This is a genomic window from Xanthomonas sp. CFBP 7698 (genome assembly GCF_003600855.1).
In the GTDB taxonomy this organism is placed as follows: Bacteria; Pseudomonadota; Gammaproteobacteria; order Xanthomonadales; family Xanthomonadaceae; genus Xanthomonas; species Xanthomonas cannabis.
On record NZ_PRDN01000001.1, the window covers coordinates 1,131,080 to 1,155,156 of the forward strand.

General features: G+C 66.9%; 17 protein-coding genes. 12 read left to right on the forward strand and 5 right to left on the reverse strand.

Features of this window, described 5'->3' with window-relative positions:
- Nucleotides 1-37: 37 nt before the first annotated feature.
- A complete protein-coding gene (creB, locus tag XnspCFBP7698_RS04765) occupies nt 38-742 on the reverse strand; it encodes a two-component system response regulator CreB (RefSeq protein WP_184384983.1) in 705 nt (234 codons plus the stop codon).
- Nucleotides 743-955: 213 nt separating this feature from the next.
- Between creB and rlmJ the strand changes: the two genes are divergently transcribed.
- The 10 genes from rlmJ (at nt 956) to XnspCFBP7698_RS04830 (ending at nt 16,415) form a co-directional block, all read left to right on the forward strand.
- Complete coding sequence (gene rlmJ / locus XnspCFBP7698_RS04770) at nt 956-1,864, forward strand: 23S rRNA (adenine(2030)-N(6))-methyltransferase RlmJ (RefSeq protein WP_104580569.1); 909 nt, start codon at nt 956-958, stop codon at nt 1,862-1,864.
- A gap of 385 nt (nt 1,865-2,249) precedes the next feature.
- On the forward strand, nt 2,250-2,792 hold the full coding sequence (locus tag XnspCFBP7698_RS04775) for a GNAT family N-acetyltransferase (RefSeq protein ID WP_047697449.1): 543 nt from the start codon (nt 2,250-2,252) through the stop codon (nt 2,790-2,792).
- Between the two features lie 1,326 nt (nt 2,793-4,118).
- Nucleotides 4,119-7,583 (forward strand): transcription-repair coupling factor, encoded by a 3,465-nt coding sequence (mfd, locus tag XnspCFBP7698_RS04795; protein ID WP_104581735.1) that lies wholly within the window; start codon nt 4,119-4,121, stop codon nt 7,581-7,583.
- 491 nt (nt 7,584-8,074) lie between these two features.
- Nucleotides 8,075-8,404, forward strand: coding sequence for an STAS domain-containing protein (locus tag XnspCFBP7698_RS04800; RefSeq protein ID WP_039414978.1), 330 nt, complete (start codon nt 8,075-8,077; stop codon nt 8,402-8,404).
- A 16-nt stretch (nt 8,405-8,420) separates the two neighbouring features.
- Nucleotides 8,421-10,430 (forward strand): chemotaxis protein CheA, encoded by a 2,010-nt coding sequence (locus tag XnspCFBP7698_RS04805; protein WP_184372656.1) that lies wholly within the window; start codon nt 8,421-8,423, stop codon nt 10,428-10,430.
- 64 nt (nt 10,431-10,494) lie between these two features.
- Entirely contained in the window at nt 10,495-12,648 is a 2,154-nt protein-coding gene (locus XnspCFBP7698_RS04810; RefSeq protein WP_146093295.1) for a methyl-accepting chemotaxis protein, read from the forward strand.
- Nucleotides 12,649-12,658: 10 nt separating this feature from the next.
- Nucleotides 12,659-13,171, forward strand: a complete 513-nt coding sequence (locus XnspCFBP7698_RS04815) for a chemotaxis protein CheW (RefSeq protein ID WP_104581733.1) — start codon at nt 12,659-12,661, stop codon at nt 13,169-13,171.
- Nucleotides 13,172-13,196: 25 nt separating this feature from the next.
- Entirely contained in the window at nt 13,197-14,480 is a 1,284-nt protein-coding gene (locus XnspCFBP7698_RS04820; RefSeq protein ID WP_104581738.1) for an EAL domain-containing response regulator, read from the forward strand.
- 4 nt (nt 14,481-14,484) lie between these two features.
- Complete coding sequence (locus XnspCFBP7698_RS04825) at nt 14,485-15,291, forward strand: protein-glutamate O-methyltransferase CheR (RefSeq protein ID WP_047697462.1); 807 nt, start codon at nt 14,485-14,487, stop codon at nt 15,289-15,291.
- Nucleotides 15,288-16,415 carry a chemotaxis response regulator protein-glutamate methylesterase gene (locus XnspCFBP7698_RS04830; RefSeq protein ID WP_104581732.1) on the forward strand — a complete coding sequence of 376 codons (1,128 nt, stop codon included), beginning with the start codon at nt 15,288-15,290 and terminating at the stop codon, nt 16,413-16,415. Before XnspCFBP7698_RS04825 ends, XnspCFBP7698_RS04830 begins: the two co-directional genes overlap by 4 nt.
- Nucleotides 16,416-16,530: 115 nt before the next feature.
- Here XnspCFBP7698_RS04830 and XnspCFBP7698_RS04835 read toward each other — a convergent pair whose 3' ends face one another.
- The 4 genes from XnspCFBP7698_RS04835 to gpmA form a co-directional block, all read right to left on the reverse strand.
- On the reverse strand, nt 16,531-18,093 hold the full coding sequence (locus tag XnspCFBP7698_RS04835; RefSeq protein ID WP_104581731.1) for a phospholipase D family protein: 1,563 nt from the start codon (nt 18,091-18,093) through the stop codon (nt 16,531-16,533).
- A 298-nt stretch (nt 18,094-18,391) separates the two neighbouring features.
- Nucleotides 18,392-20,494, reverse strand: coding sequence for a M13-type metalloendopeptidase (locus XnspCFBP7698_RS04840; RefSeq protein WP_104581730.1), 2,103 nt, complete (start codon nt 20,492-20,494; stop codon nt 18,392-18,394).
- A 281-nt stretch (nt 20,495-20,775) separates the two neighbouring features.
- Complete coding sequence (locus tag XnspCFBP7698_RS04845) at nt 20,776-21,093, reverse strand: hypothetical protein (RefSeq protein ID WP_104581737.1); 318 nt, start codon at nt 21,091-21,093, stop codon at nt 20,776-20,778.
- 148 nt (nt 21,094-21,241) lie between these two features.
- Nucleotides 21,242-21,991, reverse strand: coding sequence for a 2,3-diphosphoglycerate-dependent phosphoglycerate mutase (gene gpmA / locus XnspCFBP7698_RS04850; RefSeq protein ID WP_047697473.1), 750 nt, complete (start codon nt 21,989-21,991; stop codon nt 21,242-21,244).
- 103 nt (nt 21,992-22,094) lie between these two features.
- Between gpmA and nfi the strand changes: the two genes are divergently transcribed.
- Nucleotides 22,095-22,802 (forward strand): deoxyribonuclease V, encoded by a 708-nt coding sequence (nfi, locus tag XnspCFBP7698_RS04855; RefSeq protein ID WP_104581729.1) that lies wholly within the window; start codon nt 22,095-22,097, stop codon nt 22,800-22,802.
- Between the two features lie 145 nt (nt 22,803-22,947).
- A complete protein-coding gene (locus XnspCFBP7698_RS04860) occupies nt 22,948-23,838 on the forward strand; it encodes a pirin family protein (protein WP_104581728.1) in 891 nt (296 codons plus the stop codon).
- Nucleotides 23,839-24,077: the final 239 nt, after the last annotated feature.

The following is a 24,077-nucleotide window of genomic DNA, read 5'->3' on the forward strand; positions in this document are numbered from 1 at the left end:
CACGCCGGTCAACGCCTGCGCCTGCACGCCCTTCGCCTCACAGCTCCAGCGCATAGCCCAGACCACGGTGCGTGCGGATCGGGTCGGCCGGCACGCCGGCCAGGCGTAGCTTGCCGCGCAAGGTCTTGATGTGGGTGTCTACGGTGCGGTCGGCGCTGTCGGCGCTGGCGTCCCAGCCACGGTCCATCAACTGCGCACGGCTCAGGATCGCACCGGGGCGCTGCAGCAACGCCGCCAGCACGGCGTATTCGTAACGGGTCAGCGGCAGCAAGGCATCGCCATACCGGATGCGGCTGCCCTCGCGGTCGATCGCAAACGCGCCATGCGGCTGCCAGCCGGGCTCTGCCACTGCTGCCACCGTGCGGCGACGCAGGCGCGCCCGCACACGCGCCACCAGCTCGCGCGGGGAGAACGGCTTGGCCATGTAGTCGTCGGCACCCAGCTCCAGGCCCAGCACGCGGTCGATCTCGTCGTTGCGCGCGGTCAGGAAGATCACCGGCACCTCGCTGAAGCTGCGCAGGCTGCGGCACACCTCGAAGCCGTTGATGTCCGGCAGCCCCACGTCCAGCACCACCACATCGGCCGGCTCGGCGCGCAGCCGCGCCAGCGCCTCGCGGCCCAGCAGGCAATGCTCGGGCGCATAGCCTTCGCTGCGCAGCGCGTACAGCACGGTATCGGCAATGGCGGCCTCGTCTTCGACGACGAGCACGCGGGCGGGAGATTCGGACATGCCGCGCAGCATAGCCGCATGCCGGCGCGGCCTGTAGCGCCATCGCGGCACAGCAGGCGCTCCGCACAGGGCGATGGTTGCAGGCACGGCGCGCAATGCGGCGCCCCTCGACAACACCAAGCGCCGACGCGGCGGGTATGCACCCGGCGCACACGGCGCCCACGCACGCGCAACATCCAGACCCGCAGGCCAGCGCAAACCAGCGCGCCCGCTTACACTGCCGCGATGAACTATCGCCACGCCTTCCATGCCGGCAACCATGCCGACGTGCTCAAGCACATCGCCCTGCTTGCCCTGATCGACACCCTCAAGCGCAAGGACACCCCGTTCTTCGTGCTCGACACCCACGCCGGGCGCGGGCGCTATCAACTCGGTGGCGAAGAAAGCCGCAAGACCAACGAAGCCGACGCCGGGGTGATGCGGCTGATGGCCGAGGCCACCTTGCCCGAGGTGGTCGAACGCTACCTGCGCGCGGTGCAGGCCGACAACCAGGCCGTGGCCCGCCCGGCCACGCCCGGCCAGAAGCCCACCCGCCCCACCGCAGGCATCCAGCTCAATTACTACCCCGGCTCGCCGCTGCTGGCCGCGCAGGCGCTGCGCGCGCAGGACCGCATGGCGTTCTGCGAACTGCAACCGGACGAAGCCGAGGCGCTCAAGGGCCTGTTCGCCAAGGACAACCGCGTGCGCGTGCATGCCGGCGACGGCTATGCGGCCATCCGTGCATTTCTGCCGCCACGCGCCGGCGAGACCAAGATCGGCCGCGGGCTGGTGCTGATCGACCCGCCGTACGAATCGCAGGATGCCGAATACCAGCAGATCATCCACAGCGTGCGCGAGGCGCTGGCACGCTGGCCGCAGGCGATCTGCATGGTGTGGTACCCGATCAAGCTGCGCCGCAGCCTGCAGCCGTTCATGCGCAAGGCCGCCACGCTGCCGGCCAAGTCGGTGCTGGTGGCCGAGCTGCAGGTGCGCCCGGACGACTCCCCGCTGCGCCTGACCGGCAGCGGGCTGTTGATCGTCAACGCCCCCTGGCAATTCGACAAGGTGCTGGCGCCGGCGCTGCCGGTGCTGAAGAAGCACCTGGGCGAGCTGGGTGCCTCTACCCGGCTGGAATGGCTGCGCCAGGACGCGTGATGCGGTGCGCTCCACCTGCCCGGCTGTCGGGAACTGCAGCGAGATAAGGCGCTGCAGCGACGACCGCACCGCGGTGGCGCATCGGCGCGCGCTCCTGGGCGCTGCAGATGCGTGCCACTGGCAGGGCCTGCCGCGCCCTCCGCGCCGCGCAGGCGATTGCGCGTGTGGCGTCACAAGCACAATCGCCTGCGCACGCACTGGCTCGGCACATCCGGCAGTCGCCGCAGCCGGACGCCAAGCTCACGACCGGCTCACGGCTCGGCTCGTTACAGTGCCGTGGGAAGCACTGCCACCCCTCTGTTGGCCCCCGACGACGCACCGGATTCATTCACGGTAGCGCGCCGGGCTGGTGCCAGAATCTTCCGATCTTCAAGGAACACCGGTCATGGCCATTCGCAATCGCATGCCTCCCTGGCATGAAAACTTCAGCCTGCCCAATGGCCGCACCCTTCTGCTCCGCCCGATCCGTCCCGAGGACGGTCCGCCGCTGCAAGGGGCTTTCAGCCTGTTGGGCCCGGAGGAAATCCGCGCACGTTTCGTGCGCTCCTCCGCCGAAATCACCCCGGAGATGGTGCAACGCCTGACCCATCCCAACCCCAAGAGCGAAATCGTGCTGGTCGCCGCCGAACAGCTGCCGCCCGGCGAGGCGCTGGTGGGTGCGGTCGCCCGCGCCGCGTTGGTGCCGGGCACCCGCCAGGCCGAATACACCATCCTGGTCAGCAGCTTCGTCGCCGGCCAGGGCCTGGGCCGGCAATTGATGCGCAAGCTGGTGAAGTGGGCGCGCCGCAAGTACCTGGATTGCCTGTTCGGCGATGTGCTGCAAAGCAACGTGCCGATGCTGCAGCTGGCCGAGTCACTGGGCTTCAAGCCGCAGGCGCACCCTGATTCGCCCGAGCTGGTGCGGATGGTCCTGGAGCTGGATGCCTGAGGGGCTGGGATTTGGGATTCGGGATTCGGGATTCGTCGAAGCGGCTCGGCTGTTGGTTTGCTGCAGGGCCCTTGCCCGCCCACCATCGCAGGACACGCCGTGAATCCGTCCCTGAAGGCTCTGCCGCGGCATCCATGCCGCGCAAGGTCCCGCGACAGTGGGCGGGCAAGGACCAGTCACGATGGTCGGTGCGCATGGCGCAAGCAGTAAATTGCGCTAGTCCTTAACTGGATCAGTTGCCAGCACATTCGATGTCCTGTCGCAGCGCTTTCGAATGTCATAAGCCGGCGATCCGCAGCCGTTGCCCAACTCCTGCAGTGAATCGCTTCAGTAGGCCATCAGCCAACTGTCTGGCGCGGTGTCCTTGCCGATTGAGGGACCGTTGGCGGCATGGATGCCGCCACCGAGCCCCCATGGACGGGTTAACGGCGTGTCCCGCGAGCGGTGAGGGCACCGCGCACTCGACCGAGGCTGCGCGTTTGCTGCAGGGCCCTTGCCCGCCCACCATCGCGGGACACGCCGTGAATCCGTCCATGGAGGCTCTGGCGCGGCATCCATGCCGCTCAAGGTCCCGCGACGGTGGGCGGGCAAGGACCAGTCGAGATGGTCGGTTTGCAGAGTTTTTCAACAGAACAGCTGCCAGCGACACTCTGGTGTGGTGTTTTCGTTCTTCAACAGAGCCACCAGCCAACTGTCTGGCGCGGTGTCCTTGCCGATTGAGGGACCGTTGGCGGCATGGATGCCGCCACCGAGCCCCCATGGACGGGTTGACGGCGTGTCCCGCAAGCCGTGAGGGCACCGCGCCCTCGACGTCTTTGTGTTTGCTGCGGGGCCCTTGCCCGCCCACCATCGCGGGACACGCCGTGAATCCGTCCCTGGAGGCTCTGGCGCGGCATCCATGCCGCTCAAGGTCCCGCGACGGTGAGCGGGCAAGGACCAGTCGAGTTGGTCGTTTCGCAGAGCTTTCAACAGCGCAACGATCAACGCTCTGGTGCGGTGTTTTGTTCCTACTGGTAAGCCACCAACCAACTGTCTGGTGCGGTGTCCTTACCGATTGCGGGACCGTTGGCGGCATGGATGCCGCCATCGAGCCCCCATGGACGGGTTAACGGCGTGTCCCGCAAGCGGTGAGGGCACCGCGCACTCGACCAGCGCGGCTTTGGACTTTCCAGCCCCCACAGAGCGCCGCCAACAACACAAATGCAAGACCTCGCAACCGCTAGCGAGGCCTGTCCCCCCGCAACGCCATCCTGCACACACCGTCAAAACCACCTTTCACGCCAGATGGACCGGCCGCGGCGGGGGCTCTGATAAAATTGTGGGCTGATGCCGTCGCCTACCTTCCCCTCTCCGCCGCTGCCCAAGTCCGGCCAGCTCCGCGCCTACTGGCGCGCACCCTCGTCTGCGACGGCGCTGGCCTGGTCGATCGCGCGTGCCGCCGAAGCACATGCCGGCCCGTTGCTGGTGATCGCCCGCGACAACCAGAGCGCGCACCAGATCGAAGCCGACCTGCTCGCCCTGCTGGGCGAACAGTCCGCGCTGCCGGTGGTGCCGTTTCCCGATTGGGAAACCCTGCCGTACGACCAGTTCAGCCCGCACCCGGAAATCATCAGCCAGCGCCTGGCGGCCTTGCATCGCCTGCCCGGCCTGACCAAGGGCGTGGTGATCGTGCCGGTGCAGACCCTGATGCAGCAGCTGGCGCCCCTGAGCTACATCGTTGGCGGCAGTTTCGATCTCACCGTGGGCCAGCGCCTGGACCTGGATGCGGAAAAACGCCGCCTGGAAAGCGCCGGCTACCGCAACGTGCCGCAGGTGATGGACCCGGGCGACTTCGCGGTGCGCGGCGGCTTGCTCGACGTGTTCCCGATGGGCGCAGACACGCCGCTGCGCGTTGAATTGCTGGATGAGGATATCGACTCGATCCGCGCCTTCGACCCGGAATCGCAGCGCTCGCTGGACAAGGTGGACGCGGTCAAGATGCTCCCCGGCCGCGAAGTGCCGATGGACGATGCCAGCATCGAACGCGTGCTGGCCTGCCTGCGCGAACGCTTCGATGTGGATACCCGGCGCAGTGCGCTGTACCAGGACCTCAAGTCCGGCATCGCGCCCTCGGGCATCGAGTATTACCTGCCGATGTTCTTCGCCAAGACCGCTACCTTGTTCGAGTACCTGGACAAGCGCGCCCTGCCGTTGATCGCCAGCGGTGTCTCCAATGCGGCCGATGCGTTCTGGACCCAGGCACAAAACCGCTACGAACAGCGTCGCCACGATGTGGAACGCCCGCTGCTGCCGCCGGACGAGTTGTACCAATCCCCGGATGCGCTGCGCGAGCGGCTCAACAAGCTGGCGCGCATCGAAGTGTGGGCCAGCGACCATCCGCGCATCGATGAGGCCGCCGCGCTCGGCGACCAGCCGCTGCCGCCCTTGCCGGTGGCCGCGAAGGACGCGCCCGCTGGCCAGGCGCTGGCGACGTTCCTGCACCATTACCCCGGCCGGGTGCTGGTGGCCGCCGACTCGGCCGGCCGCCGCGAAGCCTTGATGGAAGTGCTGGCCGCCGCGCAGTTGAAGCCCGAGGTGGTGGCCGATGTGCCGACCTTCCTGGCCGGCAAGCTGCGTTTCGGCATCACCGTGGCCGCACTGGACGACGGATTTGCGCTGGATGCCCCGCAGATTGCGGTGCTCACCGAGCGCCAGCTGTTTCCCGAGCGGGCCAACCAGCCGCGTCGCTCGCGGCGGGTGGGACGCGAGCCGGAAGCGATCATCCGCGACCTGGGCGAACTGTCCGAAGGCGCGCCGATCGTGCACGAGGATCACGGTGTGGGCCGTTACCGCGGCCTGATCGTGCTCGATGCCGGCGGCATGCCCGGCGAGTTCCTGGAAATCGAATACGCCAAGGGCGACCGGCTGTATGTGCCGGTGGCGCAGCTGCACCTGATCAGCCGCTATTCCGGCGCCTCGGCCGAGACCGCGCCGCTGCATTCGCTGGGTGGCGAGCAATGGACCAAGGCCAAGCGCAAGGCGGCTGAAAAGGTCCGCGACGTGGCCGCCGAATTGCTGGAAATCCAGGCGCGCCGCCGCGCGCGTGCGGGTCTGGCCTTGCAGGTGGACCGGGCGATGTACGAACCGTTCGCAGCCGGCTTTCCGTTCGAGGAAACCGGCGACCAGTTGGCCGCCATCGATGCGACGCTGCGCGATCTAGGTAGCAGCCAGCCGATGGACCGCGTGGTCTGCGGCGATGTCGGCTTCGGCAAGACCGAGGTCGCGGTGCGCGCCGCGTTTGCGGCCGCCAGCGCCGGCAAGCAGGTGGCCGTGCTGGTGCCCACCACCCTGCTGGCCGAACAGCATTACCGCAATTTCCGCGACCGTTTCGCCGATTACCCGATGAAGGTGGAAGTGCTCTCGCGCTTCAAGAGCACCAAGGAGATCAAGGCCGAACTGGAGAAGGTGGCCAGCGGCGATATCGACGTCATCATCGGCACGCATCGGCTGTTGCAGCCGGACGTGAAGTTCAAGGATCTCGGTCTGGTCGTGGTCGACGAGGAACAGCGCTTCGGCGTGCGGCAAAAAGAGGCACTCAAGGCGATGCGCGCCAACGTGCATCTGCTCACGCTGACCGCAACACCCATCCCGCGCACGCTCAATATGGCCATGGCCGGCCTGCGCGATCTGTCCATCATCGCCACCCCGCCGCCGAACCGGCTGGCAGTGCAGACCTTCATCACTGCCTGGGACAACGCGCTGCTGCGCGAAGCCTTCCAGCGCGAACTCAGCCGTGGTGGGCAGCTGTATTTCCTGCACAACGATGTGGAAAGCATCGTGCGCATGCAGCGCGACCTGTCCGAACTGGTGCCCGAAGCGCGCATCGGCATCGCACACGGGCAGATGCCCGAGCGCGAGCTGGAACGGGTGATGCTGGATTTCCAGAAGCAACGCTTCAACGTACTGCTGTCGACCACGATCATCGAGTCGGGTATCGACATCCCCAATGCCAATACCATCATCATCAACCGCGCCGATCGGTTTGGCCTGGCCCAGTTGCACCAGCTGCGTGGCCGCGTCGGCCGCTCGCACCACCGCGCCTATGCGTACCTGGTGGTGCCCGATCGGCGCTCGATGACCTCCGATGCTGAAAAGCGCCTGGAGGCGATTGCATCCATGGACGAGCTTGGCGCCGGCTTCACCCTGGCCACGCACGATCTGGAAATCCGCGGTGCCGGCGAGTTGCTGGGCGAAGACCAGAGCGGGCAGATGGCCGAGGTCGGCTTCAGCCTGTACACCGAGCTGCTGGAACGCGCCGTGCGCAGCATCCGCCAGGGCAAGTTGCCCGATCTGGATGCCGGCGAGGAAGTGCGTGGCGCGGAGGTCGAGCTGCATGTGGCGGCGTTGATTCCGGAGGACTACCTGCCGGACGTGCACACGCGGCTGACCCTGTACAAGCGCATTTCCAGTGCACGCGATCCCGACGCGCTGCGCGAGCTGCAGGTGGAAATGATCGACCGTTTCGGCCTGTTGCCGGACCCGGTCAAGCACCTGTTCGCCATTGCCGAGCTCAAGCTGCAGGCCAATGCCTTGGGCGTGCGCAAGCTGGATCTGGGCGAGAACGGCGGACGCCTGGTGTTCGAGGCCAAGCCGTCGATCGACCCGATGACCATCATCCAGATGATCCAGAAGCAGCCCAAGATCTACACCATGGACGGCCCGGACAAGCTGCGCATCAAACTGCCGATGCCCGAGGGCGCCGACCGCTTCAATGCTGCACGCGGCCTGCTGGCGGCGTTGGCACCGGGCTGAAGCGCGGCACGGCCTGGCGATCATGTGGCCCCGGACGGGGCCGCCAATGCGATGGTCCCTGCGAGCAGGTGAGCGATCACCTGCTCGTTGCGTCTGTGCGCCACGCCCTGCCCGTTCGATCCGCCGGAGTGGACAGCGCCAACGGCCGCAACCCGTCGCCGCGGGACAGCAAATCGCACATGCCCCGCCCATGTAGGGCAGCACCCGCACCGCCAGCGAGCACTCGATTCAGCGCCTCGCCTGTCCCCAGGACAGCCCGGGACAGTGCCTTCCTGAGCCTGCTTGCGACGAAGCTGAGCTGTTAATGCCCGTGCAGTGACGTATTTCGCAAAACCGTCATTGCGCTGAATTTGGCCTAAATATTCCTGTCAGGCGCCGATACCAGCATGGACCGGCATGACCCCGCGTGCAGAACAGCGCCGCGCCACCCCATGCCATTGCGATCCATCCCGCGTCAGCGCACTCCCCGTGCGGCATCGCCCGAGGCACTCATGAACAGCCCGCTTTCCGATCTCCCCGCGCCGTTGACGCTTGCCCTGGAAGGCGAGATGACCATCCGTCGCGCCGCCGAACTCAAGCCGCTGCTGCAGCCGGCACTGGCGCATCCGGGTGGCTTGCATCTGGACCTGGGCGCGGTCAGCGAGATCGACACCACCGGCCTGCAGTTGCTGCTGGCCACCAAGCAGGCCATCCAGGCCGATGGCCGGCCGTTTTCGCTGACCGATTCCAGCCGCGCGGTGGTGGATGTGATCGAACTGCTCGGCCTGCTCGAAGCGCTGTACCCGCACGCGGTTGCAGGCCTCGGCGAACGCATTCACTAACGGACTGGTGACGCACATGGACATGAACCAGCTGATGCAGACCTTCCTGGCCGAAAGCCGGGACCTGCTCGAAGACATGGAACGCCACCTGCTCGAAGCCGAGCGTGGCGAATCGTCGCCGGATGCGGTCAATGCGATCTTCCGCGCCGCGCACACCATCAAGGGTTCCGGCGGTCTGTTCGACCTGCCGCAACTGGTGGGCTTCACCCATGTGGTGGAAAGCGTGCTGGACCTGGTGCGCGACGAGACGCTGACCTTGAGCTCGGAGCTGATCGGCCTGCTGCTGGTGTGCTGTGACCACATCCACGCGCTGGTGGAAACCGCGGCCGACCCCGGCCATGCCGATCCGGCCGCCCTCGCCGCCGAAGCCGAACCCCTGCTGGCGCAATTGCAGACCTATCTGCATGCCAGCGCCTGTGGCGTCACCACCGCTGCCATCCAGCACAGCACGCCGGAAAAGCAGAGCGGGTACTGGCGCATCACGCTCACCCTGTTTGCCGACGCGCTGCGCTTCGGCAACTCGCCGCTCAAGCTGATCCGTAATCTGCGCAGCCTGGGTTCGGTGGAAGCGATCAGCACCGATCACAGCAAGCTGCCGAGCTTTGAAGAGCTCGATCCGGAAGCCAACTACCTGGGTTTCCAGATCCTGCTGCGCAGCGATGCCGACCGCGCCGCGATCGAAGAGGTGTTCGAATTCGTTCGCGACGATTGCGATCTGGACATCGTCGCGGTGCCGGCGCCCGCCGATGCGGCAGCCCTGCTCGCGGCCGAGCCACTGGCCGTTGCCGCACCGAGCAACGCGCTGGCCGCCGTGCCGTCCGCTGCCGCAGCGCCTGCGCGGGCTGCGCCCGATGCCGGTGCGCGCAACGCCGACGCACGCTCCATCCGCGTGGATGCCGACAAGCTCGATCGCATGATCGACCTGGTGGGCGAACTCATCATCGCCGTGGCCAGCACCAATGCCAATGCGCAACGCAGCGGCGATGCGCAATTGCTGGAATCGGCCTCGATCCTTGCCGGCCTGGTGGAAGACGTGCGCGAAAGCGCGCTGCAGCTGCGCATGGTCAAGATCGGCGGTACCTTCAGCCGCTTCCAGCGCGTGGTGCATGACGTGGCGCGTGAACTGGGCAAGGACATCGCGCTGGTGGTGGCCGGCGAAGACACCGAACTGGACAAGTCGGTGGTGGAAAAGATCGGCGACCCGCTCACCCATCTGGTGCGCAACGCGATGGACCACGGCATCGAGCCGGCGGACGTGCGCGTGGCGCGCGGCAAGCCCGCACGCGGCACCGTCGGGCTCAATGCGTACCACGACTCCGGCAGCATCGTCATCCAGATCACCGACGACGGCGGCGGTTTGAACCGCGACCGCATCCTGGCCAAGGCGCTCGAACGCGGGCTGGTCGAACCCGGCCGCCAGCTCAGCGACCGCGAGGTGTTCGCCATGATCTTCGAGCCGGGCTTTTCCACTGCCGAAAAGGTCACCAACCTGTCCGGCCGCGGTGTCGGCATGGACGTGGTCAAGCGCAACATCACCGCATTGCGTGGCACGGTCGATATCGACAGCGCAGCCGGCGTGGGCACCACCATTTCGGTGCGCCTGCCGCTGACCCTGGCCATCATCAACGGCTTCCAGGTGGGCGTGGGCAAATCCGTGTTCGTGGTGCCGCTGGATGTGGTGGAGGAATGCGTGGAATTCACGCCCGACTACGCCAGCGACTACATCGACCTGCGCGGCAGCGTGCTGCCGTATGTGCGCCTGCGTGAACTGTTCGCGCTCGGCGGCAAGACCCCCGCGCGCGAAAGCATCGTGGTGATCCGCCAGGGCGCGCAGCGCTTCGGCCTGGTGGTGGATACCTTGCTCGGCGAATGGCAGACCGTCATCAAGCCGTTGTCCAAGGTCTTCGCCCAGGTCAAGGGCATCAGTGGCTCCAGCATCCTGGGCAGCGGAGATGTCGCGCTGATCCTGGATGTGCCCAGCCTGCTTCAGCAGTTGCATCCCAACCAGGATGCCTTGGCGGCCTGAGCGTTCGCAGTCCCGCTCCCGCCATCCACATCGTTCGTCGTTACCTGACCCCAGGACACTCGCCATGTCACACCGTCTTCCGATCGCCACCCAACTCTGGTTCACCGCCGCGCTTGCGGTGGCCCTGCCCGTCCTCGTGATCGTCGCCGGCTTCGCGCTGACGCTCTCGCATGCGGCCCTGCTCGGCGCCAGCATCGTGGCCGCAGTGATCAGCGGCGCCTTGCTGGTGTGGGCAATCCGTCTGGCCAGCGACTCGCTGGAGCTGGCCACCACCACGCTGGACGCGTTCTCGCGCGGCAACTTCGATGTCGCCCTGCCGCAGACGCGCGACGAGCAGGCCGGCGACGTGCTGCGCGGCCTGCGCAAGGTGCAGAGCGGCATCCGTCACGTCAACGAGGAGATCAACCGCGTCTCGCGTGAACACGATGCCGGGCAGATCGAGGCGCGCATCGACGTGGCGCGCTTTGACGGCGATTTCCGCACCCTGGGCGATGGCATCAACCGCATGGTGGCCAGCCATATCGCCGTGAACAAGCAGGCCATGGCGTGCGTGGCCGAGTTCGGCCGCGGCAACTTCGCCGCCGAGCTGGAGCGCCTGCCGGGCCAGAAGGCCTTCATCAACGACGTCGTGGACCAGATCCGCGGCAACCTCACCGGCATGGTCGCCGAGGTCAACCACATGTCCGCCGAGCACGATGCCGGCGACATCGACGTGGTCATCGACACGCAGCGCTTCACCGGCGATTTCCGCCGCATGGCCGAGGGCATCAACGCCATGGTCGCCGGCCACATCGCGGTCAAGAAACAGGCCATTGCCTGCGTCGGCGAATTCGGTCGCGGCAACTTCACCGCGCAGCTGCCGCTGCTGCCGGGCAAGAAGCGCTTCATCAATGACACCATCGAACAGGTGCGCGGCAACCTCACCGGGCTGATCGCCGAGATCAACCACATGTCGGCCGAACACGAGGCCGGCGATATCGACGTGGTCATCGACAGCGCACGCTTCGACGGCGACTTCCGCAGCATGGCGCTGGGCATCAACCAGATGGTGGGTGCGCACATCGCGGTGAAGAAGCTGGCGATGGGCGTGGTGGCCGAATTCGGCCGCGGCAACTTCGATGCCCCGCTGGCGCAGCTGCCCGGCAAGAAGGCCTTCATCAACGACACCGTGGAGCGTGCGCGCGGCAACCTGCGCAGCATTTCCGAAGTGATCCAGGTCATGGGCGCGATGGCCGAAGGCGACCTCACCCACACCGTGGAAGGCCGCTACGAAGGCGCCTTCGCCGACATGCAGCGCTACGTCAACACCACCATGACCCGCCTCACCGAGATCGTCGACGAGGTCAACCGCAACGCCGAAAACCTGGCCAGTGCGTCGGAAGAAGTCAGCGCCACCGCGCAGGCGCTTGCGCAGGCCGCCAGCGAACAGGCCGCCGGCGTGGAAGAAACCAGCGCCTCGCTGGAGCAGATGACCGCTTCCATCGCGCAGAACACCGAAAACGCGCGCGTCACCGACAGCATGGCCGCCAAGGCCGCCAGCGAAGCAGCCGACGGTGGCGACACCGTGCGCGCCACCGTGGTAGCGATGAAGGACATCGCCAGGAAGATCGGCATCATCGACGACATCGCGTATCAAACCAATCTGCTGGCGCTCAACGCCGCCATCGAAGCGGCGCGTGCCGGCGAACACGGCAAGGGCTTTGCCGTAGTGGCCGCGGAAGTACGCAAGCTGGCCGAGCGTAGCCAGATCGCCGCGCAGGAAATCGGCGAAGTGGCCGGCTCCAGCGTGGAACTGGCCGAAAGCGCCGGCCGCGTGCTGGGCGAGATGGTGCCTTCGATCCGCCGCACCTCCGACCTGGTGCAGGAGATCGCCGCCGCTTCCGAAGAGCAGACCGCCGGCGTCAGCCAGATCAACACCGCAGTCGGCCAGTTGAACCAGACCACCCAGTCGGCCGCGGCCAATGCCGAAGAACTGGCCGCCACGTCCGAAGAAATGAGCGCGCAGGCCGAACAGCTGCAGCAACTGATGGGCTTCTTCCGGCTGGGCAACGGCGGACGTGGCGCCGTGCCAGCCAGCAAGAGCGGGCCGCGACGTGTGGTGCAGGCCGGTCACGCGCCGGTGGTCAGCGCACCGGCACGCCGCACCAACGTACGCCAGATCGGCATGGCGGCGGCCACTGCCGATGCCATCGACGAATCGCAGTTCGCCAGCTTCTGAGGAGCCGACGATGCACACGCACACTGCCAACAGCAGCACACCGTCGCCGACGGCCCCGCAGCAATACCTCACCTTTACGCTGGGTGGGGAGATGTTCGGCCTGGGGATTCTCGGCATCAAGGAGATCATCGAATACCGCGCGCCCACCGATGTGCCGATGATGCCGCCGGCACTACGTGGCGTGATCAACCTGCGCGGCGCGGTGGTGCCGGTGGTGGACCTGCAGCAGCGCTTCGGACGCAGCGCCAGCGCAATCACCAAGCGCAGTTGCATCGTGATCGTGGAGATCGCGCACGCCGACACGCAGCAGGTGCTCGGGCTGCTGGTGGATGCGGTGAGCGAAGTGCTGGAGATCGCCGCGGGCGATATCGTCGACACACCGAGTTTCGGCGCCGGCATCGCACGCGACTTCATCCAGGCCATGGGCAAGATCGGCGAGCGCTTCGTGATCCTGCTCGATGCCGATGCCGTGCTGGGCAACGATGCGCTCGCCCAGCTTCCTGCCGCCGCGCTGGCGGCCTGACTTTCGCATGCACGCAAGGATTCCCATGCGCCCCGCCCTTCTCTCCTGCAACTGCACGCTGGCCGGCCCGGTACTGGTGGTCGACGACAGCGTGGTCCAGCGCGAACACGCCATGGCGTTATGCCGCCAGCTTGGCGCCACGCAGGTCGATGGCGCCGGCGACGGTCACGCGGCGCTGGACTGGCTGAGCCACGCCACGGCGCCGTCGCTGCTGCTGATCGATCTGGAAATGCCCGGCATGGACGGCGTGCAACTGCTCGACGCGCTGGCCCGCGGCCAGTACGGCGTGCCGGTCGTGGTGGTGTCGCAACGCGGCGGCGCGCTGATCGATGCGGTGATGCAGCTCAGCCGCAGTGCCGGCGTGCGCGTGCTGGGCGGGATCGAAAAACCGATGAACCTGCAGGACCTGGCCACCGTGCTGGATTGCGAGCCGGACAGCGGTACCACGGCGCCCGTAGCATCGGCGGCGGCGATCTCGCCGTTGATGTCCAGCGGCGGCGCGGCCGCCTCGCGGCTGGACCGCGCGATGCGGCGCGGCGAAATCCGCGTGGCCTACCAGCCCAAGCTCGACCTGAAGGATGGCCGCCTGCGCGGTGTGGAAGCACTGGCACGCTGGCGCCGGCCGCAGGGCGACATGATCGGCCCGGACCGCTTCATCCCGCTGGCCGAACGCGAAGGGCTGATCCATGCGTTGACCCAGCAGGTGATCGACAAGGCCATTGCGCAATTGGTGGACTGGCGCGCCGAAGGCTTCGAGCTGAGCCTGGCATTGAACCTGTCGCCCCGCTTGCTGGGCGAAGAGGATTTTCTCGAGCAGCTGTGCGGCAAGCTGAGCGACAACGGCCTGAGTCCGGCCGACCTGGTGCTGGAACTGACCGAAAGCGCCATCGTGGAGCCGGCCAATGCGCTGAGCATGCTGGCGCGGTTGCGCCTGCACGGCTTCGGTCTGTCGATCGACGACTACGGCACCGGGTTCTCCTCGCTGCAGCGTCTGGCCAGCATCCCGTTCACCGAACTCAAGCTGGACCGTAGCTTCGTGCAGGCCGCACATCGCAGCCGCAGCCAGCGCACCGTGCTCGAATCCACGCTGGAGTTGGCGCATCGTCTGGAGCTGACCGCCGTGGCCGAAGGGGTGGAAACCCCGGACGATTGGCGGCTGCTGCGCGAGCTGGGGTGCGATCTGGCGCAGGGCTATCTGATGGGCTCGCCGATGCCCGGCCCGATGTTGTCGGACTGGTGGCGCGAGCACGCCGTGCGCATTGCGCGCCTGAGCGACAGCAGCGTGCCCAGCGATGCGGACGTGGCCTGAGCCAATGAGCACCGCAACCGCCATCACCGAACAGGAGTTCGGCCGCTTTCAGCGTTTCATCTTCGAAGCGGCCGGCATCAGCATTTCCTCCGGCAAGAAAGCCATGCTGTGCGGCCGCCTGGGCAAGCGCCTGCGCGAGCACCAGTTCAGCAGCTACACCCAGTATCTGCAGCTGCTGGAAAGCCGCCAGGACCGTGCGGAGATCCAGACCGCGATCGATCTGCTGACCACCAACGAAACCTATTTCTTCCGCGAGCCCAAGCACTTCGAGTTGCTGCGCAAGCTGGCCGCAGAGCATCGCGGCGGGCTGCCGTTCCGCTGCTGGAGCGCGGCCAGCTCCAGCGGCGAGGAGGCCTACAGCATGGCGATGGTGCTGGACGACACCCTGCAGGGGCGCCCGTTCGAGGTCGTGGGCACCGACATCAGCACGCGCGTCCTGGCCAAGGCGCGCACCGGGCATTACGCGCTGCAACGCATCGACGGCATCCCGCAGCCGTATCTCAAACGCTACTGCCTGCGTGGTCAGGGCGAGTACGCAGGCACCTTGCTGGTGGAGCGCCGCCTGCGCGACCGCGTGCAGTTCGTGCATGCCAACCTCAACGCTGCGTTGCCGCCGCTGGGCAACTTCGATGCAATCTTCCTGCGCAATGTCATGATCTATTTCAACGGGCAGACCAAGCGCGAGGTGATCCTGCGCGTGCTGGCCGCCCTCAAGCCGGGCGGGCATTTCTGCATCGGCCACTCGGAAAGCCTGAGCGAACTCGACATCGATCTGGTCCAGGTGGCACCCTCGATCTTCCGCAAGGCATGACCCAAGGATTCACCGTGTCGACAGCGCTCAACCGCCCCACCGCCAATCCCGCCACCATCAAGGCCATGGTGGTCGACGACTCGGCAGTGGTGCGCCAGGTGCTGGTGGGCGTGCTCAACGACGCGCAAGGCATCGAGGTGATCGCCACGGCCGCCGACCCGCTGCTGGCTATCGACAAGATGCGCCAGCAATGGCCGGATGTGATCGTGCTGGACGTGGAAATGCCACGCATGGACGGCATCACCTTCCTGCGCAAGATCATGAGCGAGCGCCCCACCCCGGTGGTGATCTGCTCCACGCTCACCGAAAAGGGCGCGCGCGTCACCATGGACGCGCTGGCCGCCGGCGCGGTGGCGGTGGTGACCAAGCCGCACCTGGGGCTCAAGCAGTTCCTCACCGATTCGGCCGACGAACTGGTGGCCACCGTGCGTAGCGCCGCACGCGCCAACGTCAAGCGGCTGGCCGCACGCGTCACCGCCGCACCGCTGGAGCCGGAAGTCAAACACACCGCCGACGTGATCCTGCCGGCGCAGAGCGGGCGCGCCCTGGCGCAGACCACCGAGCGCATCGTCGCCATCGGCACCTCCACCGGCGGCACCCAGGCGCTGGAAGAAGTGCTGACCGCGTTGCCGCGCGTGTGCCCGGGCATCGTGATCGTGCAGCACATGCCGGAGAAGTTCACCGCCGCCTTCGCCGCACGCCTCAACGGCCTGTGCCAGATCGCCGTGAAAGAGGCCGCCAACAACGACCGCGTGATGCCGGGCCGCGCCCTGATCGCGCCCGGCGGCAAGCACCTGCTGCTGCGGCGCAGCGGCGCGCAGTATTTCGTCGAAGTGATGGAAGGCCCGCCAGTGAACCGGCATCGCCCGTCGGTGGATGTGCTGTTCCGCTCCGCTGCGCGTGCGGCCGGCAGCAACGCGCTGGGCATCATCATGACCGGCATGGGCGATGACGGCGCCGCGGGACTGCTGGAAATGCGTCAGGCCGGCGCACGCACGGTGGCGCAGGACGAGCACACCAGCATCGTGTTCGGCATGCCCAAGGAAGCGATCAAGCGCGGCGGCGCGGACCGCATCCTGCCGCTGGGCGCGATGGCACGCGAGATCGTGACGCAGCTGCAATAACCAACGGACGTCCGCGTCACGCGCAAACGGATCCAACAAGGCCGCCACACTCCCTTCTCCCGCCTGCGGGAGAAGGTGCCCGAAGGGCGGATGAGGGCAACCGCCGACCAACCAACTACAACTGCGACTCCAGCGGGAACCAGCCCATCACCGCTGCCGCGCCACGCCGCCACACGCTCGCGGCCGGCTCGCGCGACCACACCTCCGGCGGCGTTGCGGCGTCGTCGTGCCAGCGCAGCTCACCGTGGTCCAGCGTCACGCGATAACTCACCGGCGCACTGACCTTATGGTTGTACAGCCGCTCGAGCTCTGCAGTGACCACCCGGTCGTCGAACAGCAGCCCCATCTCGGTATTGAGGTTCATCGAGCGCGGGTCCAGGTTGAACGAGCCGATGAAACCGCTGCTGTCGTCCACCACAAACGCCTTGGTGTGCAGGCTGGCGCCGCTGGAGCCGAACAGGCTGCCATCGGGTTTGCCCATCGGCTTGAGCTCGTGCAGGCGCACGCCCTGCTGCAGCAGTGGCACCCGATAGTCGGCGTAGCCACTGTGCACGGCGACCACATCGTTTGCCGCCAGCGAATTGGTCAGGATATTGACCCGGACATCGCGCCGACGCAGCTCGCCGATCCAGCGCATGCCCTGGTCGCCGGGCACGAAGTAGGGCGAGATCACTTTCAACTCGCGCTGCGCGCGCGCCATCTGGCCGATCAATACCGGCGTCATCCAGTCGGCCTGCGGCGGTGCGCCTTCGGCCTTCTCCGGCGGATCGGAGACGATGCGTGCATGGTCCAGCCAATGCACCGCACGATCGCCCTGCATCAGCGCATGCACGCTCGGCGAGCGGCGCAGCCGCTCCACGTACGGGTGCGCGCGCGCCGAGGCCATGCCGGCATCCAGGCTGCCACGCAACGCCTCCAGCGCCTGCGGCTTTGCCGTCACCAGGGCGGCCAGCGGCAAGGCATTGGGGCTGTTCCAGTACGCATCGAAGTTGCCTTCGGCCTGCTGCACCGTCGGCCCCATCAGCGCTGCATCCATGTCCATGAAGTTGGTATCGCGCGCCGCATCGAAATATTCGTCGCCCACGTTGCGCCCACCCACCACCGCGATGCGGCCATCGGCAATCCAGGCCTTGTTGTGCATGCGCCGGTTGATGCTGAACATGCGTAGCACCATCTCCACGCCGCGCATCAGGGTGCCTTCGCGCGCACGGGTGGGGTTGAACAGGCGGATCTCGATCATCGGATGGCTGTCGAGCGCGGCCAGCACCGAATCGCTGCCATGGATGTTCATGTCGTCCAGCAGGAGGCGCACGCGCACGCCGCGGTCGGCGGCACGCAGCAACTCGTTGTGCAGCAGATTGCCGGTGAAATCGGCATGCCAGATGTAGTACTGCAGATCCAGGCTGCGCCCGGCCGCACGCGCGGTGAGCGCACGCACTGCAAACGCATCGATATTGTCGGACAGGATCACCATGCCGGTCTGATCGGCATGCGCCCGCTGCAAGGGCGCCACCACCTGATCGATCGGCGTGCTGACGGCAGTGGCCGGCAACGCATGGCTTGCCGGGCCGCGTTGGCGGTCGGCGAAGCGGCCGTACCCGTACAACGACAGCGCGCTGCCCAGCACGAACACGGCGATGCCGATGCCCATCCACTTGAAGACGTTACGCTTGCTCACTGCAGGCCCTGACATTCACGACGCGCCAGTGTAGATGCTGCCCCTGCAGCGGCGCGTGCAGGGCCTGCTACGCAAGCGGGCTCGACAACCCTGGGAAACAAGGTCTTTTTTGATCGCTATTGCCGGCATCGCCTGCGCAAGCGGCGTGCATGCCGAACGGCAACGCACGCAGCTCCGGGACGACACGACCAGGTTCCGCTCGACGCACCCCAGCTGCACGCAGCCACGCGCAACTGCAGCGACCCACACCATGACCGACTGCGCCCGCTGCCGCAGAGCGCAGTCGTGCAGCGGCCGCCTACCAGATGGCGACACGCGCCTTGTCACCGCGCACCATCGCATCGCCCGGCTTGCACTGGAACGCTTGCGCAAACACCGGCATGTTCGACGGCGCACCGTTGGCGCGGAAATTGGCCGGCGCGTGCGGGTCGGTGTTCAGACGCACACGCAATTCGCCATCGGTGAAGTTGCGACGCCACACGGTCGCCCAGTTCATGAAGAAACGCTGATCCTGCGAATAGCCGTCGATGTCCCGGTTGGCATCGGGCTGTTCCTTCAACGCCATTTGCAGGGCATCGTAGGCCACGGTCAGCCCGCCCAGGTCACCGATATTTTCACCCAGGGTCAGCTTGCCTTTGACGTGCACGCCGGGGATGGCTTCATAGCCGTCGAACTGTGCCACCAGTTGATCGGTGCGCTGGGTGAACAGCTTGCGGTCCGCATCCGTCCACCAGCTGGCGAAGTTGCCCTTGGCATCGAACTGGCTGCCGGAGTCGTCGTAGCCGTGCATCATCTCGTGCCCGATCACCGCACCGATGCCGCCGTAATTGAGCGCCGGATCGGCCTTGGGATCGAAGAACGGCGGCTGCAGGATGGCGGCGGGAAACACGATCTCGTTGCGGGTGGCGTTGTAGTACGCATTCACCGTCTGCGGCGTCATGTGCCACTCGCGCTTGTCCACCGGCTTGCCGATCTTGTCGAGCATGTAGCGATAGTTGAACGCCTGCGCGGCCTGCATGTTGGCCAGGAAACCATCGCCGCGCGTCTGCAGCCCGGACCAGTCACGCCATTGATCCGGGTAACCGATCTTGGGCGTGAAGCTGGCCCACTTCTCCAGCGCGCGCTGCTTGGTCTCGGCGCTCATCCAGTCGAGCTTTTCCAGGCGCGCCTTCAACGCGGCCGACAGGTTCTGCACCAGTTGCTGCATCTGCTCCTTCGACTCGGCGGAAAATGCAGACTGCACGTAGAGCTGGCCCAGCGCCTCGCCCATGGCCTCGTTGACCGCGTTCAAGGTGCGCTTCCAGCGCGGCAGCATGTCCTGCTGACCGCGCAGCGTCCTGGAATAGAAATCGAAGTTGGCCTGCTCGAACGGCTTGGCCAGATACGGCGCCGCCTCGTCCACGCTGTGGAAGCGCAGATACGCCTTCCAGGTGTCCACCGGGGTGTCGGCGAGCATCGCATCGAGCTCGGCAAAGTACCCGGGCTGGCTGAGCGAAAAAGTGCCGGCCGGCACCTTGAGCGCGCCGAAGAACGCCTGCCAGTCGAAGTGCGGCGTCACCGCATTGGCGCCGGCCACATCGACCGGGTTGTAACGCTTGGCCGGGTCGCGCAGTTCGATCCGCGACAACGAGGCAGCGGCCAGCCGCGTCTCGAACGCCATGACCGCCTTGGCCTGGGTCGCCGCCTGTGCGGCCGGAATGCCGGACAGCTCCAGCACGCGTGCGATGTAGGCCACGTACTGTTCGCGGATCTTGGCTTGCGCCGGATCGGTGTAGTAGCCCTTCTCGGGCAGGCCCAGGCCGCCCTGCCCCGCATAGGCGATCATCTGCTCGGAATTCTTGTAGTCGGCATTGGCGCCGAACGAGAACATGAAGCCCTGGCCCTTGGCATAGCTGTCGCGCAGCCACGCGGCGATGGACGGCGCATCGGTCAGCGCATCGATCGCTTTCAACTGCGGTTGCAGCGGGGTGATGCCGGCGGTGTCGATGGCCGCCTCGTCCGACCCGGTGCGCCACAGGTCGGCGATCTTGGCGTCCACCGAGCCAGCCGAGAGATTGCCGCGCGCCAGCTGCTCCACCAACGCGTGCTGGATGGTCAGCGAGCGCTCGGCCAGCACTTCGAAGCTGCCCCAGCTGGTGCGATCGGACGGCACCGGGTTGGCCTTGAGCCACTTGGCGTTGACGAAGCCGTTGAGGTCCTGGCACGCGTTGATGGCAGGATCCAGATCGCCGCTGCCGAACGCCACGATCGGCGCATCGAGCTTGGACACATCGACCTTGGTCGGTGCAGCCTGCGGGGTGGCGGGCGCCCCCTTGGCAGTGTCGTCGGGGGCGCCGCATGCAGACAACGCGACCACGATGGCCACCGCAAGCGATAGCGGGGCGAACTTGCTCAACTTCATTGAATTCTCCAAGGCATGACCGCGCATGCGCGGTCGAAAAAAGTCGGCAGCCCGTCGGGAGCCGCCGGCGAATCGCAGCGCATCAGGCGGCGCGCGCTCCTTCGTCAGTCGCTCTGCTACCGGCCACACCAGATCAGCGGCACCGCAACGCCCTAACGTCCGTTGCCGCGCTTTATAGAAACGTCATTGCAACGACAGGCCGCTGGCGCGTCTGCCACTGACGCCGCGACCGTCTGCTTCACCCAACCCTGCATCCCGGCGCAACGCGCCGTCGCAGGCAGTCACCGACGCGCGTAGAACGGCGCCATCACCACGTACACCGGATACGCCAACACCATCAGCACCAGGGCGACCTCATGCCCGGACGCCGCATCGGCCCACGCTTCCATCTGCCGTACCGGTCCGAACAGACCCATCGCCAGCAACACCGCACCGAGCACGCAGATCAGCAAGGCCAGTGCCAGCCCGGGGCCGGAGATGCTGGCGCCGGTCAACACCGCTACTGCACCGCTTCCACCTGCCAACAGCAGGCCCTCGGTCACCAGATACGCGCGACAGTAAATGGCAGTCATCTGCTGGGTTCTACGTTTGCCGGACATCATGTCTCGCCTGCGCTAACGCGGCGCGTGCGCGATCCACGCCCACGCACCACTCCCATTCACCACAGCGCGCAGCCTCTTGCGGCGGCGTGCTACACACGACAAGCGCTGCGCGCAACGCATGCAGCGCTTCAACCGCCGGCAGCGCTTACTTCGCCTTGCCCTGATTGGCTACTGCTTCGGCCGCACGCTTGGCCGCTTCCGGGTCGCCCAGGTAACGGAAGCTGCGCACCTGCAGGTTGTCGTCCAGCTCGAACAGCAGCGGGATGCCGGTAGGGATGTTGAGCTCCAGGATCTGCTCGTTGGAGACGTCGTTGAGGTACTTGTACAACGCGCGCAGCGAATTGCCGTGCGCGGTCACCAGCACGGTCTGCCCGGCCTTCAACTGCGGCGCAATCGCGTCGTGCCAGTACGGCAGCACGCGCACCAGCGTGGTTGCCAGCGACTCGGTCCCCGGCAACGCATTGCGGTCGAGCGTGGCGTAACGACGGTCGTGACACGGGTGGCCCGGGTCGGCAACGTCCATCGCCGGCGGCGGGATGTCGTAGGAACGGCGCCAGATCTTGACCTGCTCCTCGCCATGCTTGGCCGCGGTTTCGGCCTTGTCCAGGCCTTGCAGGCCACCGTAGTGGCGCTCGTTGAGGCGCCAGCTCTTGGACACCGGCAGCCAGTCCTGGTCGAGCTCCTTCAACGCGCCCTGCAGCGTGTGGATGGCGCGCTTGAGTACCGAGGTGTGGGCAACATCGAACTGCAGCCCCTCGTCCTTCATCAGCTTGCCGGCCGCCGTCGCTTCCTGGCGGCCCTGCTCGGTGAGTTCCACATCCACCCAGCCGGTGAAACGGTTGTCCAGGTTCCATTGGCTCTGGCCATGGCGCAGCAGTACGAGTTTGCGGGTCACTACGGTTCTCCGATTGGGGGCCGATCAGCCTGCGATTGTAGCGGCAGCGCGTGCATCGCAGGCGTGCACGAGATCGCCACGGCCCGCACGCGATGCTGTGGCCATGCACACCAACGACCCCGTCTTCGCCGGTTGGGACGGCAGCACGACCCAGGCGCGACAGTTGCAACAGCAACTGGCACAGCGCGTGGTGCTACAGGATGAGGTGAGCGCAACGCCGCAGCTGCTTGCAGGCTTCGACGTCGGGTTCGAAGACGACGGCCAGACGACGCGTGCGGCCGCGGTGTTGCTGGATGCGCATACGCTGCTGCCACTGGAAACGCATGTCGCACGCGTGCCCACCTCGATGCCGTACGTGCCCGGCCTGCTCAGTTTTCGCGAACTGCCGGCATTGCTGCAGGCCCTGGCGCTGCTGTCGCGCACGCCGGACCTGGTCTTCATTGATGGCCAGGGCATTGCGCATCCACGCAAGCTCGGCATCGCGGCGCACTTCGGCGTGGTGACCGGCCTGCCCTGCATCGGCGTGGCCAAGCAACGCCTGGCCGGCAGCTTCAGCGAACCCGGCCCCGAACGCGGCGATCACAGCCCGATCCTGCTGACCGGTGCACAGATCGGCTGGGCGCTGCGCAGCAAGCCGCGCTGCAACCCCTTGATCGTTTCGCCCGGCCATCGCGTCTCCATGCACGGCGCCCTCGACTGGACGATGCGCACCTTGCGCGCCTATCGCCTGCCCGAACCCACGCGCCTGGCCGACCGCATCGCCTCGCGTCGTGGCGAGGTCGAGCTGCCTACGCAGACGTGCCTGCTATAGGGCTCGCCTGATAGGTGATCACCACCTCGCGCGCGGCGCCCGGCGACATCACCTGCATACGGAACATTCCATCTTGGCCGATGCGCTGCACAGCGCCTGATGTGCATGCGACGCTTTGGCTCCCAGTCCGTCACGAGCCACCGCCATGACCACTCTGATCGCCCCACGCGTACATGACATCGGCGGGCTGGAAGTGCGCCGCGCCGTGCCCACCTTGCAGGCGCGCAGCGTGGGCCCGTTCGTCTTCGTCGACCACATGGGCCCGGCGCTGCTCGAACCGGAGCACGGCATCGATGTCCGCCCGCACCCGCACATCGGCCTGGCCACGGTCACCTTCCTGTGGGCCGGCGAGATCGGGCACCGCGACACGCTGGGCTCGGATCAGGTGATCCGCCCCGGCGACGTCAACTGGATGACCGCCGGCCGCGGCATCGCCCATTCCGAACGCACGCCCGGCCCAGAGCGTACTCGCCAGCACGCACTGCACGGCATGCAGACCTGGATCGCACTCCCGCGCTCGGCCGAAGAAACCGCGCCGGCCTTCCATCACCACGCCGCCGCCAGCCTGCCGCAGCAGCGCCGCAATGGCGTCTGGTTGCGCGTGATCGCCGGGCGCGCCTATGGCGACGAATCGCCGGTGCAGGTGTTCAGCGGCACGCTCAATGTGGCGCTGGACCTGGCACCGGACGCGGAGATCGACCTGGACACCGGCCACGCCGAGCGCGCCCTGTACATCCTGGAAGGCGAGGCGCAGCTGGATGGCGCCGATGTACCGGCGCGCCACCTGATCGTGCCCTCGCCCGGCGCCCGCGGCCGCCTGCGCGCCAGGACGCCGCTCAAGGCCATGCTGCTGGGCGGCGAGCCGCTGGATGGGCCGCGCCACCTGTGGTGGAACTTCGTGTCCAGCTCCAAGGAACGCATCGAGCAGGCCAAGGACGACTGGCAGGCCGGTCGCTTCGGCAGCATTCCCGGCGACGACAAGGAGTTCATTCCGTTGCCGGCAAGCCCGGCCCCGAAGCCGGTTAATTACCCTTGAAACCGTGCGCGGCGAGGGCTGCGCTTCGCCGCCGGTCACCAGGTCTCGCAATGGGAGTGCCCTGCCGCACAGGCCATGCCACACCAACATGCGACATGGCTTGAGCCAGCTCGCAAAACTGTGGTAGTGATGCAAGCGTAAGCGCACGTCGAGTGGACGGCATGCCCAGGCGGGGAGCCTGAGGCGATGCAGCGGCACGGGGTCGACGTCGCTCCGTCTCATCATCCACTGCCCGGGGA

Excerpts from the sequence above, each read along its gene's own strand:
- XnspCFBP7698_RS04775 (WP_047697449.1), top strand. The coding sequence starts at position 2,250 with ATGGCCATTCGCAATCGCATGCCTCCCTGGCATGAAAACTTCAGCCTG.
- XnspCFBP7698_RS04820 (WP_104581738.1), top strand. The coding sequence starts at position 13,197 with ATGCGCCCCGCCCTTCTCTCCTGCAACTGCACGCTGGCCGGCCCGGTA.
- XnspCFBP7698_RS04830 (WP_104581732.1), top strand. The coding sequence starts at position 15,288 with ATGACCCAAGGATTCACCGTGTCGACAGCGCTCAACCGCCCCACCGCC.
- rlmJ (WP_104580569.1), top strand. The coding sequence starts at position 956 with ATGAACTATCGCCACGCCTTCCATGCCGGCAACCATGCCGACGTGCTC.
- creB (WP_184384983.1), bottom strand. The coding sequence starts at position 742 with ATGCTGCGCGGCATGTCCGAATCTCCCGCCCGCGTGCTCGTCGTCGAA.
- XnspCFBP7698_RS04810 (WP_146093295.1), top strand. The coding sequence starts at position 10,495 with ATGTCACACCGTCTTCCGATCGCCACCCAACTCTGGTTCACCGCCGCG.
- XnspCFBP7698_RS04815 (WP_104581733.1), top strand. The coding sequence starts at position 12,659 with ATGCACACGCACACTGCCAACAGCAGCACACCGTCGCCGACGGCCCCG.
- XnspCFBP7698_RS04840 (WP_104581730.1), bottom strand. The coding sequence starts at position 20,494 with ATGAAGTTGAGCAAGTTCGCCCCGCTATCGCTTGCGGTGGCCATCGTG.
- nfi (WP_104581729.1), top strand. The coding sequence starts at position 22,095 with ATGCACACCAACGACCCCGTCTTCGCCGGTTGGGACGGCAGCACGACC.
- mfd (WP_104581735.1), top strand. The coding sequence starts at position 4,119 with ATGCCGTCGCCTACCTTCCCCTCTCCGCCGCTGCCCAAGTCCGGCCAG.
- XnspCFBP7698_RS04845 (WP_104581737.1), bottom strand. The coding sequence starts at position 21,093 with ATGTCCGGCAAACGTAGAACCCAGCAGATGACTGCCATTTACTGTCGC.
- XnspCFBP7698_RS04860 (WP_104581728.1), top strand. The coding sequence starts at position 22,948 with ATGACCACTCTGATCGCCCCACGCGTACATGACATCGGCGGGCTGGAA.
- XnspCFBP7698_RS04800 (WP_039414978.1), top strand. The coding sequence starts at position 8,075 with ATGAACAGCCCGCTTTCCGATCTCCCCGCGCCGTTGACGCTTGCCCTG.
- XnspCFBP7698_RS04805 (WP_184372656.1), top strand. The coding sequence starts at position 8,421 with ATGGACATGAACCAGCTGATGCAGACCTTCCTGGCCGAAAGCCGGGAC.
- XnspCFBP7698_RS04825 (WP_047697462.1), top strand. The coding sequence starts at position 14,485 with ATGAGCACCGCAACCGCCATCACCGAACAGGAGTTCGGCCGCTTTCAG.